This is a genomic window from Fructobacillus fructosus KCTC 3544, assembly GCF_001438695.1.
In the GTDB taxonomy this organism is placed as follows: domain Bacteria; phylum Bacillota; class Bacilli; order Lactobacillales; family Lactobacillaceae; genus Fructobacillus; species Fructobacillus fructosus.
This window is the reverse complement of record NZ_JQBH01000008.1, coordinates 34,354-49,432: the sequence shown is the minus strand read 5'-3', so window position 1 is coordinate 49,432 and position 15,079 is coordinate 34,354. Positions and strand designations below refer to the sequence as shown.

Sequence of the window (15,079 nt, the reverse complement as noted above, 5' to 3'; positions counted from 1 at the left end):
TTTCTCTCCAAATTTATTCTTTAATAAGTATTTATTGTACCCCTTTTAACAAAAGAAAAAAAGGTGGGTAGGTCTTTACCAAGCCTTATTTTTCAGGAACTGTAAAAAAATGCTCCCCAACAAAATTTACTTGATTCAGTTGTGTCCGTAGCCTCTGCCCGGCTAGCGCTGGTTGGGCATAATAGTCATCAGGAATAGCGACTTTTAACACGTGATTCACCCAACGAAGCTGACCAAGAGTCGGCTTCAACAAAAGTCCCGGTATGAGTGGTATTGAAAACGTCGGATTTGCTTTGCGTAGTTTATCCTGCAACGCTAACAGGGGCTGTTCATCAAAAAGAACTTGGCTAATTAGGAAATCGGCGCCCGCTGCCTGTCGAACTTTTGCCTTCAACGGGGCAGCCGGTTGGCTCGGATCGATAGTCGCTCCGAGGGACAAGCGATCGGGTGTCCCCTTTCTCAAGGCTTTCAGCAAATCTTCGGTGGTGGAAAAACCACCGGAATGAACTCGCTTATCCCCACCGATAATCAAAAAATTAACCAGTTCTGCTTCTGCTATCTGCTCGAAAAACTCAGGAAGCATTTGCGGACTTAAATCGCCGGTGCGAAGATGAACCATGATTGGTCGGTCAATCGCTCGTTGGAGACGCCCAGCAAGGGCCAACAAGGAAGTAAAGTCGTCTTCTGTTTGCCCCTGATTAACAAGAGAAAAGAACGCGAATCCTTCTTCTCTTTTTGTTAGACCACTTTGTAAGAGCTTTTCTGCTTTCTGTTTTGTCAGTTCAGCTGAAAGAACTCTTCCGTGCCTTTTTTGGTATAATTCACAAATCATTTTCCCGCACATTAGCCCTCTCCTCAATCAAAAATGCAACTAGTCCAATTTTAACTTCTGTGCTACAATGGAAGAAAAATTGGAGGTCAATTATGTATCAACCAGAAGAACATTCAAACCAGGAACTCCAAAACTTTATTGAAGCACCTGGCCGTCACATCGTTTTCCTTTCAGCCGAATGGTGTGGTGACTGCAAAGTGATTAAACCTTTCGTTCAAGCCATTCGCGACCAAGTTGAAAAAACAGCCGACTGGATGGATGCTGACCGCGATCAAAATTTGGATTGGGCCAGCCAGTTTGGCTTGAAGGGGATTCCCGCCTTTGTCCTCTTTGAAAACGGACAAAAAATCGACCAAATCGGCCATGGGGAGCGCCTGACGCCAAAGCAAATTACTGAATGGTATGAAGACACTTTGAAGTAAATCAACCATATACACTGAAAGAGGGGTGGATTCCTTAGGAATCATTTACTAAGCATCGCCCCTATATCTAGGGCACTTTGTGCCCTTTTTTGTGTTCCTCTAATGTTAGTTTTGAGAGAACATTACCCGTCTCATCACTTGCTCGCTTCGTAATATCACTGTACACATTCAATGTCATTGAGACATCAGCGTGACCCAAATAAGTTTGTACCTGTTTGATACTGGCTCCTTGATCTAAAGCCAACGTTGCCCAAGTATGGCGTAACTTGTGCATAGATAACCCAACAGCCACGCCATACTGCTCGCTGACATCATGCATCCACTTATTCGGACGGCCTATGTTTAATTTATCTCCATGAACATTAAAGACAAAATCATCTTCTGTTTTATTGGAACTATTATCATAGAAATCAGCGAGTACGGACATCATACCACTATCAACTTTTATTGTCCTCTTACTACTGTCGCTTTTCGGTTCCTTCAAGTACGTTCCACCTCTAAGGCCTCTTCCGAGCGCTTGTACAATGTGGATATATCCGCCATTAAAGTCAATGTGTTTCCATTGCAAGGCTAGTAATTCTTCTGTTCTCATACCTGTGAATGCGGCCAACCTTAGCAAGACATAAGCCTGTCGGTTTACATTACAATATTGATTATCTAATACATCAATAAAAGCCTTAAATTCATCAACATCCATAAACTGCTTTGGTTTATTTTTGTTCCTTCGTTGCTTTGGCATTTCAACTTTAGTGAATGGGTCAACTGGTATCATATCCATTCTCACGGCTAATCTAACCAACCTTTTCAAATGAGCGACCACTTTTCGATAGTGCAACAACTGACCCTGCAATGTGTTAATATAGCGTTGTAAATCAATTGGCTTGATGTCACTTACGAGCACCTTACCCCACTTGGGAAGTATGTGTAATTCAATTGTTTTCATCGTTTTACCAAGTGTACTTTCTTCTACAGTGTACTGGTAGGTTTCTAGCCACATATCATACAACTCCTGAATGGTCATGACATCGGGGGTTGTTTTTTTATTGTAACGACTCTCGCCATTTTCAAACAGTAATTTTTGATTATTAAACCATTGCTCTGCGCTTCTCTTTGTGTCAAATCCCCTCTTCTTTGCTCTTGCTTTAGTACCGTCTTTATTTCGGCCTAAATATCCAACTACTTCATACGTTTTACCACTTCTGCTATCAACTTCTTTGATTTGCATTTTTTATTCTTCCTTCTGATGATTGAGTAAAAAGTCAAAATAAAAAAGCGTGGTTTTTTCAAACTAACACGCTTTCATTATTCCACAATATTTAGTTTCTGACTAACATTAGTCGTAATAGTGACGAACGGCTTCATCAATTTCATCTCGATCATAACGGATACCATGAGCAGTTGGATAAGCTTTAACTTTTCCATTCTTTACATAGTTTTTCATAAACGTGTTATCCGCAACGCTTAAATAACGGTGGGCTTGATTACGACGTAACCACTTCGGCCATTCCATTACTTCCAGTTTTTCCATCACTCCACTCCTTTTTGGCTTAATTTCAATGTGACAATGTCATATTTAATAATGTTGTTCGATTCGTCAGGACTAATACCCACAATTTCATAGTATTTATTGTCTGGGAGTTGTGCCAGCATCTTATCCTGTACAGCAGAATTGTGTCTAATGACAATTAAAATGGTGTCTTCTAGCTTCGTTCCTAACAGCGTATACTGTTGTGTCATCGTTCGTGTCTTTGGTGCATAGTGTAGCTTCATGTCTTCCACAAACGTTTCCATAAGATTTCCATTGATTTCATTAGGAACACTCTCGATAGACCCCAAACGGACAATCTTATTAAAATCACTTGGTTTATACTTCATCACTAACCCCCAACGCCTCTGAACGTAAATTCGTCAACATAATCATCGTTCCTTTTGAGTATCCTGACGTTAGCTCTCGGTCATAGTATAAGCTCGTTGCCAATGTCTTAATCAGCCGGTTATATAGCTCACCATTAATTTTTAATAACTGTTCATCAGTGACGTTTAATTTAATTGCTGAACTAATCAAAGCCTTAGCAGACTCAATTAATGATGTTATTGTGCTCATTTCATCTAGTGTTAAGTCGATATTCAATTCTTTAGCTAATTCCTCTTTAGTGACAATATTCATTGCTGTTCTCCTTCAATATATGTACTCCCCACTACTGGGGAATGTTTATGTTGTCCACTTATGGACAATTACTTACCTGTTTCGCCAAATGAAACAAACTTACCGGCGTTTGTATCTGCTGGCTTAAAGTCAGCACGCAAAGCAACAGCAAGAATGTGTTCATAGTTTTCGTTGTGATCCCACTCTACTGACACATCAGAACGCAAAGCCTCAAGAACAAAGGCCTTAGGGTCACCAACAAAGCCCTTTGCTCCACCGCCCAGAACATCATCAGATACAACCGTTACATTTGCACCAAACAATGACTTACCAGTTGCAGAAGAGATCGAATCTTGCAACAGATAACGACCGTTAGCGTCCTTCAACAAATCGATTGCATTGTAAAATGACTCTGTCACAACCCATTGGCGGTTATAGTTAGCCAGCCCAGTATTGTAAGCCGTCTTCAACTCATCGGCTGACCCTGCCTTAACAGGCGTTGCAGTCTGCAAAACTTGACCAATTTGGTACTGTTCCGTCAATTCCTTGGCTTCTTGTACATAAGTGTTCAACAATTCCTTTAGATTAGGTGCATCTTGAATCATTTCCATAGACAAAGGCAAAGCGCCACGATACGTGAGTGCCTTATAATCAACGTTCTTCAAAATAGCCTTAGTAATTTCTGGATTTTCTGCTCGTTCTTCGGCAGTCGTCAAGCGTGCCGTGTTCTTTTGCAGAATTGGCAATGTTCCCATACCAGATGAAACCATTACTCGGTTTACCAATGAGGCCAAGTTTCGATTGTCAGTTGGTACTTTTTGTACGTTCAAAATTTCCTTTGGGATAACAACACCGGCATCTACTGTTGTCATTCCGTTATCACGCTTTTCACCAGTCTTTAGGTAATGGATAAAATCACGTACTTCTGCAGTTTCTTGTTCTTGGTTAGGGTTAATTTTCATGTCTTCGGACTCCTTTTTTTCTTCTGTTTTTGCTTCATCATCAAGTAGCTCTTTTGCACGTTGAACCGTTTCTAGTTCTTTCTTAGCATTAGCCAATTGACTGCGCAATTCTTCTACTTCCTTCATTCCAGCCTGTACATCAGCCACATCTGACTGATCACTGTTTGCCAATGTGCGAACCTCATTAATTTTTTCTGCTTCCTGTTTCTTCAAGGACTTAATTTGTCCTTCAATTTCTGACGTTTTCATTCTGCATTCTCCTTTTCATATACATCTAGCAATAACAACATCTTTTGCTTATCAGCAACCATTCTTAACGACCGAATAGCCTCAACGTTTGTATCCTGGTATGCCGGCATGGTGACGACAGAGACTTCAAAAAGTTGTCCAATTGAGTCAACTTGTCGAATGGCTACGCCATCACTTCCGTTTTGCCAACTATCACTAACAACCGTGAAACCAAAGCTCATACCTTGAAGGTTACCTGCTCGGATGTTGGTATAAACGTCCCGTCCAACAGTTGTATCTGGGATATTTAACTCGAAATACAAACCTTGTTCATCAATGGTTAGTTTTAGCGTATCGGCAGATGTTCTGCCCAATACATTAGCGAAATCATGATCATACAAAGCGACTACATCGGACATATCAACACCATCAAAAGCCGTTGGTTCAATGTATTCAACAAATCCACCTAGGTTTTGACTAGCCTTATTAAAGACCACTGCATAACCAGAGATAACCCCGACAAAGTTTTGATTATCGCTATTCCGGTACTGCACTTCTGAAAGTGACAAGTTGCGAATTTCTTTATTTTTCATAAAGTAATTACCCCCTTATCAATTAAAATCTTTTGTGCCTGCTCGGCAGTTAAAATCTGTTTATCAACAAAGTTCAATACGTCCTGCTTAAAAATAGCGTTTGAATAATCCAAAATACTACTCATGTCTAGATTGATATCAGGGCTAAACTTGGCCCGTACTTCACTCACGATAGGCTCGATATAACGATTAAGACCGTTGACATACATACTTTGAATCATCTCTAAGTTGCTTTGCTGGTCACCTTGACCGTTCAAATAGCTATCGGGAACACCGAAAGCCTTAGAAATCTGACTACGTTGATAAGTCGCATTGTTTAGGAACTTAGCCACATCTGCATTGATTGAAATAGTTTGAAAATCTGCGCTTTGATCTAATACAAGACTGCGACCAACATTATTACCAGTGTTTGCTTTTTCAAACTCTTTACGGACATTGTCCTTTGCTTCGGGACTCAATACTGCATCTGGAACTTTAATAACGGACGTTGGATTAATAGCTTGTGCTAGTGTTGCCAAAGATAAACGATTAGCCCGTTCTTGCTGACTAATTTCACTGGTCAAGCTTTCTAATGGGCTATGTCCTACCAATTCTTGCCCATTCATGCCATAGGTCATGATTTTAAAATGTAAGACCTCATCGGACGAATAGTTACCACCTTGGTAGTCACCAAATGGGTTCACTTGATAAGTTAACTTATCGTCTGTTAAATCAATTACAACGGACTGACTAGGAACATATCGCAACTCATTTTTGCCAATAATGGCAAAAGCATTACCTGACAATAGCAACTCTAAAACCATTGTCTGCCAAAAGTTATAACGATTAGTCAATTGACTTGGTTTATTTAATAGTGACAACGCCTTTTTATCATTACCAACAAAACTAGAACCGGCTACATCAGCACTAATCAGGCTCGTGACACTGTACAAATCACTGTTCTTCAAAGCACGTTCTGCCCCAATTAATTCATTAGGGACAATTGATGTTCCTGAACTGCTCATAATAAAAGGCAAGTAACTACTGGTTGTAATTACCTGCCGTCTTTCAAATGGATTTTTTAGACTCATACTTTTCCTCCTTTAGGAGAAAGAATATAAGCAACCGTACATAAACTCAAACCAACTACCAGCCAACCTAAGGCCATTGAAATCATCATCGCACTATAGGAAATGGCAAGCATACCTAATACAATCAAGATAAATGGTAAGTACTTACCTAAACTTTGCATATTACACTCCTTTCTAAAATGAAAACTCTTTCGTAAAATAATCGTTAATTTCTTCTTGGGACATGCCAACAAACGGGCTTTTGCTATTATCTTCTGGTGCATTGCTAAATTGCGTAAAATACCACATACCTTCATATAAAGCGTTGATTACAGCATCGACAATATCGATTTTTGCGCTATTAGTATGTTTATCAATCTTGATACCGTTATTATCTTCAACAATGACTGCATTGGCCAATGCTCCAAACATAGCGCTATCGTCAAACATGGTTATCTGATTTTTAACAAATGATGTCTGCAAAAACTTCGTTGGTTCATTTAACGATTTGATACCTTGACGAACCGGTATGATTAAATATTCGTTTTTGACCTCATCTAGTCGTCTAATAAACTTTCCAGCGCCCCATTGGTCGTACAGAATGGCCTTTACGTTGAGATCGTACCTTTCGATAAATGACAACATGAAGTTAAACACCTCATCTTCGTCAATTAATCCGAACCTGTCTCGTGTAATCGTGGCAAACCCTTTACTTTCAACATCACGGTAATTAATACCGTCCCGCTGTTCTTTTGCCTCAATTGTCCCAAGTTTGGCTAGTGGAATAAAAGAATGTTGATATAAATGGTATTTCTGGTTACCGTTTTCATCAGCATATGGGAATACAAAAGCAAGAGCTGTATCATCGTTTGTTTGGCTATAATCAAAACCAATATAAACGTCTCTACCAGCCATATCAAAGTCTGATATAATCGCTTGGTTTAGTAAATCAACAGGTAAAAAGGCGTTCTCTTTGGCATTTTGCCAACGGTTCATGTTCTTTACCAAAAAATCAGGTAAACGACCTTGAGAATTAAGTTCATCTCGCTCTGCTGTTAGTTTGGGAATCGCTGACTGTTTTTTACTAGCTAATTCAAAAAGAGGATTCGATTTTTGCCATAAATCAGGATTTCCAAAGGCCTCATCATCGCTATCTTGTTCCCAAGCAAGGAACAAAATATTATCTATCTTCTGCCATGTTCTTTCACTAAGGAATGAACTATAACGTTTGTAATCGGCATACATTGGACTTCTAACATCTGTCCCACTGGTACTGATGAAAATAGTTTGTGACCCCGGCAAGAATGCTTGACCTGATGTAATCGAATTAATAAACGACCGGTCTTTAAACAAATGGTATTCGTCGACAACCGCATAACTAAAGTGACCAATTCCGTCACTAGTGGTACTGGATGAAGCACTTAGTTTTCTCATGGTCGTTGACTGGCTTTTAATTCGCATTTCACGTTGGTTATATTCAATTCCCCACTGCTTGGCCATCTTTGAGAACGTTCCATCTGCTAAGTTTGCCCATTGGCTCGACATGTACTTAAACAACGCATCAGCGTGTGCCGTATCTGCACTTGCTACCGCCAATTGGCGATTTGTTTTAGGTTGACCAAACAGGAAGTTGTACAAACTAATTAACGCCATAATGGCAGTCTTACCATTTGCACGGGACATTGAAATAATTGCCCTATCAAAACGCTTACCGTGCATTTGAGGCTCGACCCAACCTTCCAGTAGCCCAACTATAAAAGACTCATACGGGCTTATTTTGAAGGGCTCACGGCTTTCCAAATCAACAAGCAAGCTACTAAACTTAATTACTCGCTGTGTTCGTTCGGAGTCATAAATATATTGAAACGTTGGGTCACTTTTAACTCGTTGTAAATCCGACAAATGCCGTTCACAGGCTAACTTAATTTTCTCTCCAGCAATGATTTTTCCATTAAGAACATCCACACAGTAATGAATCGTTGGTTCTTCTAATCCGTATTCCTTGATAACATCTTGATATTTTTCAATCATTGGCTATCACCAAACATTTTGACTAGATCATCACCAGTTAAGGATGAGTCACCATCGTTCGCTCGCTCAATCAAGGTTGCCCGAGAACTTGGACTTAATCCTAATTCTCCACCTAAGGACTTGACCTTACCTGTTGCATCGTTCAATACAGCAGTAGCTGGGTTTTTATAATATCGACCTTGATTTTCATAGATAGCACCTACTTCTTTGATACTATCGTAAGCTTCACGCATGACACTGTAATTAATACAAAAAGCTTCAACAGTCGAGTTATCAGAACTAGTAATGTATCCCAACTTGTTCAACTCTGGAACAAGCGTTGCCCACAATTGATTAGCCACTCCCTTTAAATGAAGAGGTGGTTTTTCTGATAGCTTGGCCATTTCTGAGTTAGCTTCTTTCAAGGCTTCTGTTCGTTGACGTTGATAGGCTCTATCGCTGTCAGAAGTTGTAATTTTTGCTTTTCTTGGCATTGTATACCTCCTTTCTAATCTGATTGGTCAGCCCTCCAAAAACGAAAAAATAATTGTTTGTTTTAAAGAGGAAGGCAGCCCTGGTATGTGCTCCCCTGACGAACGTAAACGGCGGGGGGTATCAAATAAAAAAAGGACTGACCGAGTCAATCCTTCAATACTTTTATCCACCATTCACGATTAACGTGTTTGAGCTGACTGTCTGATAGCTTTTGTTCAATAGCCGTCTTGTGGCTGTGATGAGAGCGAGATAGTAGCCATAGGTTCGACATGTCCAACTGTTCGGCTTTCGTCTTCAACAAACGACGAGGAACGATGTGATCAGCAATTAAATTGCCTTGGTCATACACTCGACCATCAACAGCGTCTGTGTACATGTCACGTTGCTTGAGATATAAACTAATCTTTTCCCATTCTTTAGACTGATAAAACTCATGACCTAACTCTGGACGAACCTCTTCGTTGTATTTCTTGAAGTAACGATAACGTTCATGTTGTCCTCGTAAGGTCTGACTACTTAACTCTTGGTCTCGCTTACGTTTCTTATCAAAGGCAGACATTCTTGTCTGATAATGTTGGTCACAATAATCATGTCCTAACTTAATCAACTCACGACAACCAACTTCGGCACATCGATGTAATCTCATTACGTACCTCCGCTTATCATTCCATACTACAATTATGCCATGTTTCTATGGGTTAAACGGGCTGTTAAAGGGACGAGAAAAGGACACTGTCAACAGGCTTTTAGTTATCCACAGGCTAGATAATGTCTTCTTTAAACCCTTCATTAATTTCACGCTTAATTCGCTTGCGTTCCTCTTCTGATACTGGGTGTGTTGTATAGTCTCCACGTATCACATTAGGAACGTTTGTTCCAAGCAACCCAAACAACTTAGCCAGTGTCTGTGACAATGTAAAATGTCGTTGACAATCATGAGCCATCTCAATTTTATCTTCCTGTAACTTTTGGATCACTGCTTGTTGCATCAATTCAAGGTCAGTAAACTTCTCTTCTTGTTTCATGTATCTTCTCCTTTTAATCTATCCAATAAATACCGTTTCGGTACTCTGCCTTAATTCTTTTTAGGTCGGCACTTAAACGCCTTGCTGACCGAAACAACTTAGACTCGACAATGTCCCACTTATCCGGGTTCTTCTTAAATCGCAACTCTAACATCTTGATGTCACGGTCTGATAGTATCTGCAAAAAATGTTCCATTGACTCAATCCGCATCGTCAAGTCATGAACGATGGGGTCATCTATCTTACGGGCTACTTTAGACTCTACAGCGTTCTTAGCCACGTTTACATTCTGCAACCTGCCACCACCAATATTGTCATCAGTTGGCGCTCGTTGGTGGTCTAACTCAAAGTGTCGCCAGTCTAGGTTATGTTGCCAAATCCCAGAAAAATACATCTTAAACTTACGGTCTACTTCATCAGCCATGGCTACCCCCTAGACAGTTTCATGATGATCATTACGATAATTACCGTTACAATTTGCGAACCAATAATCCATCGTGTCTGGTTGACTAATTCCTTTTCAATTGTTGCCTTGATTTCCAACATGTCTAAATTGTCCAGCTTGTTCATGACTTGCACCCCATTTTCATTGCTAACTCTTTCAATCGTTTCATAGCATCCGGTGTTGCTAACCTTAAGTCTTTACCCTCTTCTACAAATACAGGTTCATCAAATAGTGAGTTTAATTGTTTAATTGATTGGTTCATGGTTATTTCCCCTTTGTGTAGTGTTAGTGTTCCGGTTATATACGCATTGTTCCGGTTTTGTTCCAAGAATGTTCCAACAGAAATGCTTATATATCAACGGTTGTTCCGAAAGTTCCAAAAAAGTGTGACTCACTATATATATATTTATTCTTATTTATTTTTTCTATACGTTATAACTTAATAATTTATGGAACATCTGGAACAAACCAGTAGTGCCAACGTAAAAGCCCGGAACATTTCTGGAACATATTCAGTTTTTATGGAACATACTTAAATCCCATAATTCTATTAGCAGGTGTTCCTTTGTCATATGTGTCATCATTTCCTGATGTTGAAGACCTCGACTTACTCAAGGTATATCCTATTTCTTCTAGTCGCCTATAAAATTTTTGCCTAGTGGTTGTAATTTTTTCTCCATCATAAATTAAATCTTGAGAAAACATGGTATAGATAAAGTCTTTTCTTTGATTTATATTTTCATCACTTTGTAAGTGTTCATTAGCCCAGTTTTCTACAACATCGCCTTTAACAAACCATTCTTTTGTCGTGTTTTCAATGTCTGGTGTTATTTTCATATCTCCAATCTGTTTTGCCTTCATGTATGAAGACATGGCAAAGTACACAAATGCTGAACGTTCTTCCATATATTTTGAATAATCTGTCTCTTCGTTTTTTTCGACAACATGCTTTGGTGCTTTAGAGTTGAGGATTTTAACCCGTCGACGAATTCCTTCATTCACCTTAATTGATGGGGCTTCGTTAGCAGTAAAAAGTAATTTCGCATGATTAACAAAAGCGAAACTGTTTTCTCCCTTAAACTGAACTTGAAGAGAGTCAGAACCGGTCAAGTTATTGATAACTTCAAACGTTGGGATAAAATCATTGTTCAAATCACTTTTGATGTTGGCATACGATCCTAGAAGGTTGGCTGTCATAAACTTGTCTTGCGAGATTTGCTCCAAAGATAAACTAGTTGTCATATCTTTACCAAGCACATTACGAATTAACTCGACAAGATAAGACTTACCTGAACCGGCTTTACCTTGTATGATGACCATATATTGAAATGGTCGATAGGTTCGATGAAACATTGAACCAACGTACTCAATCATAAATTGACTGTTTTCACCTAAAATTGACTCAAATAATGCCTTTGTTTTGTCACAATCTCCTTTTTTAATTTCAAAATCAAAACCACCTAATAAATAAAGGTATGGGCTATTCGGAACAAACTCCATTGAGTCCCCATCAACCGCTGTGTTTTTGAAAGACGCGAATGACTTTCGTTTTTCAAAATTTAAGGCCTTCTGGTCATCTAAAGACCTAGCTAAAACTAATTCCAAAATGTCACGAAGTAACTTAGAGGTAACATAATCTTTCAATAACCGACTAGTAAAGTTTTTTAAAAACGTATCACGGACGGCACGAGTTTTTAGTTGTTCCCAATACTGACCATTGTAATAATAGCCAGCTAAATGTTTTGTTGTATTGAAAAATTTGGTTTTGTCTAAAATAATCTCAACAACTTTATGCTGATCAACCTTTTCCTTGTCTTTATCATCTAAGTAAATAAAGGGCGGTAACTTTTTTTCTTCTGTCAAACTAAACCTCCTTTCCTATTAACCTTCACTCGACAAAATGATATAATCTTGTTGAATATCTTTATTCAGTCCCTGAACTCGGTCGCCAAACTTTCGTTCAAGGGCTTTTTTTGTGTCATTTTTCATTCAGTTCCGCTCCAATCGTAAGTCCGGTGACAAATGCGCCACCTATAACAGTCAACAATCCTATGAATTGAAATATCCATGCCATCATTTTGTTTCCTCCTTCAATAACCATTCATTTAGTGAATTATAGGTTTTGTTTGTCACGTATTCGCCTGTACTATTTAGAACACGGTACAAGGTAAAGCGTGACAAGTTTGTCTGCTCTGCTAGATCACTCACTTTTAAATTAAGTTCGCCCCGTTGTCTTTTGATGGCCTTGGCCATATCGTTACTAATTACTGGCAATTGTTCGCCTCCTATAAAAATTCAACAATTTGTTTAATCAACAAAATAAATATAGCATCGTCATCAATATAAATCAACAAAAAGTTTAATTTTAGATAGAAATATAATCATTTTGTTGTTATTAGTTATTTTTAATTTATAATTAAGCCATGAATAGAATTAAAGAATTAAGAAAAAATAAACATATAGCCCAAGGTGAACTTGCGGACTACTTGGGTATTTCAACCCAAGCTATTTCACTTTACGAAAGAAACGAACGTGAACCCAAACTAGCAACATGGCAAAAACTCGCGGACTTTTTCAACGTAGATGTTGCTTATTTGCAGGGTACAAGCCCTTATCGTCATGCAATGGACGGAATATTCTCAAGTCAAAATGAAAATAAAGAAATTCCTGTAATTGATCAAAGCGAATTAGATAAACTTCTTTCGCGCTTTGATGAAAACGGAGGACAACAATTAAACAGAGAATGGCAAGCCAGACAAGACCGCATAAAGTCAGAGCAACTTACCCCAATTCTTATTTACCTAAATACATTAAATAAGGAGTCAACAGAAACAGAACTTAATTTTAATGAACAAATCAGTGATATTAGTTTGAGGTCACAATTGCTAACAATTATTGATAATTTAGTTTACGTAGCTTCTAATAAAAGTTTAGAACATAATAAATTATTGAAAGAAATATCAAATAAATTGAAAAATGAAAGTATTAATATCATTACTAAAACTGCGCTAGCAGAAGAACAACAAAACAAAAAAAACTCCGACGACTAGGTCAGGGGTTTTTATTATGTCTATTTATCTGATTACACAGGCGTACTTTCAGGTACGGTTGTTCAGATTGTGTTACAATCGTTTACAAATACGATATATTAAAAAAACATTAGATTAGGGGAGATTAATATGTTCATAGGTGAAAACGTCAAATTGTCACATTACCACGATTCAGACGGAGAAAACTTCGCAAGCTGGCAATGGGATAATGATTTTGTTAATCCACTGTCAATGGATATGATCCACCCATTGACGGCACAAGATTGGGAAAGTATTTTTCGTAAAGCATCCAAGAGTAATGAATTTGTCGAATTTACAGTGCGTAAGGTCATCGACGATAGCTTAATTGGTTTTGTTAGCTTATTCGATTTCAATATTCGGAATCATTCTTGTGAACTTGGTATTGGCTTTCCAAAACAGGAAGACCGTGCCAAGGGATATGGTCAAGAGACACTCAATTTGATTTTGGATTACGCTTTCAATAACCTTAACATGCATAAAGTGAAGTTATCGGTTTACCCATTTAATATTGGAGCTGTCAAGGCGTATAATAAAGCTGGTTTTGTCAAAGAGGCCACTCTCAAAGATGAGGCATTTTACGAAGGAAAGTGGGTAAACATTGATTGCTATGCTATCTTTCAGACAGACTGGTTAGCAAAACAAAAGTAAATGCTTAGCAATACTAATTAACAAGTCGGCCACCATGGTGGGCTTTTCTTTATGTAACAAAAAAGAGGTGGCAAATCACCACCCCTTCGATTACATTTTCTTTTTCATGGCTTCTTCGATTACGGAATACGGAAAGGCTTCACGAAACATACGTGACTCAACAACAGCATTAGAATTGTTAATCCCTTTGACGTGCTGAATGTAAGTAACAAAATCGTCCGTATCAAGCCCCAAACCGTCCGCTAAGTAACTCAACATGGGAGCACAGCGAATATACACGTAAACGTCCTTAAAGTCCGCTGTGGGCGCTTTTGAGTCCAACCAAGCAAGCCAGTGTTCCTTTTGGTTATGATACTCAATAAAATTATTCTTAACATGAAAGTTTTCTTTGTTGCTAAACTCTTCCTGCTTGTTTAGTGGGTTTTCAAATGAATCAATCACCTTGTATGCTTCGGAAACTTTAATCATAGTAGTTTCTCCTTTGACATTATTTTACTGCCATTTCAACAGGATTACTAGAATAACTATCTTTTAACCATCTACTATTTTTATTTAGGTGTATACTGACTTTAGAAAAACTGAAAAGAGGAAATGCCCATGTCATTTGAAGAAAAGTTCGATGCCAAGAAGGAACAATTCGAATCCGATGCTAAGAAGTTTGCTTCTGAAACAAAGGAAGCAGGAAAGAAGTTTGCTGACGATACTAAGGAGGCTGGCAAAAAAGTAGCTGATGGAACAAAAGACGTCGTTAAGCAAGTTATCGATGCCTTCGAGGAATAATTATTTTAACAAACTGAAAAAAATACCCATGTTTCTTTATTGAGACTTGGGTATTTTTTATAGTACACTAAGCCTTAGAAAGTAAACGAGGTATCAGTTAATGACTAACAATTCGAATGACAACTACCTAGTTAAGGCAATTTGCAAGAACTGTGGGCAACCATATAAATATACCGTACATGACTGGTCTGAATCTGATACAGACAATGTTAGACTAATTTTTTGCCCATGGTGTAACGTTCCCGATGGTGAAGTTCATGGAAGTGATATGATTAGTATTTTTGTAACAAAATTAAATGATCAACAAAATCCGTCATAAGTTATGGCGTTTTTTTATTGCAATGAAAAAAGCCACTCTGAAAGTGACTTCAAT

Annotated in this window: 23 protein-coding genes; 4 read left to right on the top strand and 19 right to left on the bottom strand. The window is 38.5% G+C overall.

Features of this window, described 5'->3' with window-relative positions:
* Window positions 1–85 precede the first annotated feature (85 nt).
* Entirely contained in the window at window positions 86–832 is a 747-nt protein-coding gene (locus tag IV71_RS04670) for a methylenetetrahydrofolate reductase (RefSeq protein ID WP_158534688.1), read from the bottom strand.
* Between the two features lie 92 nt (window positions 833–924).
* Between IV71_RS04670 and IV71_RS04665 the strand changes: the two genes are divergently transcribed.
* Window positions 925–1,254 carry a thioredoxin family protein gene (locus IV71_RS04665; RefSeq protein ID WP_010017717.1) on the top strand — a complete coding sequence of 110 codons (330 nt, stop codon included), beginning with the start codon at window positions 925–927 and terminating at the stop codon, window positions 1,252–1,254.
* A gap of 67 nt (window positions 1,255–1,321) precedes the next feature.
* Here IV71_RS04665 and IV71_RS04660 read toward each other — a convergent pair whose 3' ends face one another.
* The 17 genes from IV71_RS04660 to IV71_RS04595 all read right to left on the bottom strand — a co-directional run bounded on the left by IV71_RS04660 (window position 1,322) and on the right by IV71_RS04595 (window position 12,481).
* Window positions 1,322–2,479: a tyrosine-type recombinase/integrase gene (locus IV71_RS04660; protein ID WP_010017715.1), complete on the bottom strand. Its 1,158-nt coding sequence runs from the start codon at window positions 2,477–2,479 to the stop codon at window positions 1,322–1,324.
* Window positions 2,480–2,587: 108 nt separating this feature from the next.
* A complete protein-coding gene (locus IV71_RS04655; protein ID WP_010017714.1) occupies window positions 2,588–2,782 on the bottom strand; it encodes a hypothetical protein in 195 nt (64 codons plus the stop codon).
* Window positions 2,782–3,129, bottom strand: a complete 348-nt coding sequence (locus IV71_RS04650) for a phage head closure protein (protein ID WP_010017712.1) — start codon at window positions 3,127–3,129, stop codon at window positions 2,782–2,784. The genes IV71_RS04655 and IV71_RS04650 overlap by 1 nt, the downstream gene beginning before the upstream one ends.
* Complete coding sequence (locus IV71_RS04645; RefSeq protein WP_010017711.1) at window positions 3,119–3,421, bottom strand: head-tail connector protein; 303 nt, start codon at window positions 3,419–3,421, stop codon at window positions 3,119–3,121. Before IV71_RS04645 ends, IV71_RS04650 begins: the two co-directional genes overlap by 11 nt.
* 68 nt (window positions 3,422–3,489) lie before the next feature.
* Window positions 3,490–4,611 carry a phage major capsid protein gene (locus IV71_RS04640; RefSeq protein WP_010017710.1) on the bottom strand — a complete coding sequence of 374 codons (1,122 nt, stop codon included), beginning with the start codon at window positions 4,609–4,611 and terminating at the stop codon, window positions 3,490–3,492.
* Window positions 4,608–5,183 carry an HK97 family phage prohead protease gene (locus tag IV71_RS04635; protein WP_010017709.1) on the bottom strand — a complete coding sequence of 192 codons (576 nt, stop codon included), beginning with the start codon at window positions 5,181–5,183 and terminating at the stop codon, window positions 4,608–4,610. The genes IV71_RS04640 and IV71_RS04635 overlap by 4 nt, the downstream gene beginning before the upstream one ends.
* Entirely contained in the window at window positions 5,180–6,253 is a 1,074-nt protein-coding gene (locus tag IV71_RS04630) for a phage portal protein (protein ID WP_010017708.1), read from the bottom strand. The genes IV71_RS04635 and IV71_RS04630 overlap by 4 nt, the downstream gene beginning before the upstream one ends.
* Entirely contained in the window at window positions 6,250–6,414 is a 165-nt protein-coding gene (locus IV71_RS07940) for a DUF1056 family protein (protein ID WP_010017706.1), read from the bottom strand. The genes IV71_RS04630 and IV71_RS07940 overlap by 4 nt, the downstream gene beginning before the upstream one ends.
* A 13-nt stretch (window positions 6,415–6,427) precedes the next feature.
* Entirely contained in the window at window positions 6,428–8,263 is a 1,836-nt protein-coding gene (locus IV71_RS04625; RefSeq protein ID WP_010017704.1) for a terminase large subunit, read from the bottom strand.
* Window positions 8,260–8,736, bottom strand: coding sequence for a phage terminase small subunit P27 family (locus tag IV71_RS04620; RefSeq protein ID WP_010017703.1), 477 nt, complete (start codon window positions 8,734–8,736; stop codon window positions 8,260–8,262). The genes IV71_RS04625 and IV71_RS04620 overlap by 4 nt, the downstream gene beginning before the upstream one ends.
* 146 nt (window positions 8,737–8,882) lie before the next feature.
* Window positions 8,883–9,383: a hypothetical protein gene (locus IV71_RS04615; RefSeq protein WP_010017702.1), complete on the bottom strand. Its 501-nt coding sequence runs from the start codon at window positions 9,381–9,383 to the stop codon at window positions 8,883–8,885.
* Between the two features lie 115 nt (window positions 9,384–9,498).
* Entirely contained in the window at window positions 9,499–9,762 is a 264-nt protein-coding gene (locus tag IV71_RS04610) for a hypothetical protein (RefSeq protein ID WP_010017701.1), read from the bottom strand.
* 13 nt (window positions 9,763–9,775) lie between these two features.
* On the bottom strand, window positions 9,776–10,186 hold the full coding sequence (locus tag IV71_RS04605) for a DUF722 domain-containing protein (protein ID WP_010017700.1): 411 nt from the start codon (window positions 10,184–10,186) through the stop codon (window positions 9,776–9,778).
* Between the two features lie 2 nt (window positions 10,187–10,188).
* Window positions 10,189–10,332 (bottom strand): hypothetical protein, encoded by a 144-nt coding sequence (locus tag IV71_RS07935; protein ID WP_010017698.1) that lies wholly within the window; start codon window positions 10,330–10,332, stop codon window positions 10,189–10,191.
* Window positions 10,329–10,469, bottom strand: coding sequence for a hypothetical protein (locus IV71_RS07930; RefSeq protein ID WP_010017696.1), 141 nt, complete (start codon window positions 10,467–10,469; stop codon window positions 10,329–10,331). The genes IV71_RS07935 and IV71_RS07930 overlap by 4 nt, the downstream gene beginning before the upstream one ends.
* 257 nt (window positions 10,470–10,726) lie before the next feature.
* A complete protein-coding gene (locus tag IV71_RS04600) occupies window positions 10,727–12,070 on the bottom strand; it encodes a phage/plasmid primase, P4 family (protein ID WP_010017695.1) in 1,344 nt (447 codons plus the stop codon).
* A 210-nt stretch (window positions 12,071–12,280) separates the two neighbouring features.
* Window positions 12,281–12,481, bottom strand: coding sequence for a helix-turn-helix domain-containing protein (locus IV71_RS04595; protein ID WP_010017691.1), 201 nt, complete (start codon window positions 12,479–12,481; stop codon window positions 12,281–12,283).
* 149 nt (window positions 12,482–12,630) lie between these two features.
* On the opposite strand from IV71_RS04595, the gene IV71_RS04590 reads away from it, so the two are divergent.
* The gene (locus tag IV71_RS04590) at window positions 12,631–13,257 is read left to right on the top strand and encodes a helix-turn-helix domain-containing protein (protein ID WP_010017689.1); all 627 of its coding nucleotides are present in this window, start codon (window positions 12,631–12,633) and stop codon (window positions 13,255–13,257) included.
* Window positions 13,258–13,386: 129 nt separating this feature from the next.
* Window positions 13,387–13,926 carry a GNAT family N-acetyltransferase gene (locus tag IV71_RS04585; protein WP_010017688.1) on the top strand — a complete coding sequence of 180 codons (540 nt, stop codon included), beginning with the start codon at window positions 13,387–13,389 and terminating at the stop codon, window positions 13,924–13,926.
* Window positions 13,927–14,016: 90 nt separating this feature from the next.
* On the opposite strand, the gene IV71_RS04580 is transcribed toward IV71_RS04585, so the two are convergent.
* Window positions 14,017–14,394, bottom strand: a complete 378-nt coding sequence (locus tag IV71_RS04580; RefSeq protein WP_010017687.1) for a hypothetical protein — start codon at window positions 14,392–14,394, stop codon at window positions 14,017–14,019.
* Window positions 14,395–14,523: 129 nt separating this feature from the next.
* Here IV71_RS04580 and IV71_RS04575 point away from each other — a divergent pair, with 129 nt between their 5' ends.
* Window positions 14,524–14,706, top strand: a complete 183-nt coding sequence (locus IV71_RS04575) for a hypothetical protein (protein WP_010017686.1) — start codon at window positions 14,524–14,526, stop codon at window positions 14,704–14,706.
* Window positions 14,707–15,079 lie beyond the last annotated feature (373 nt).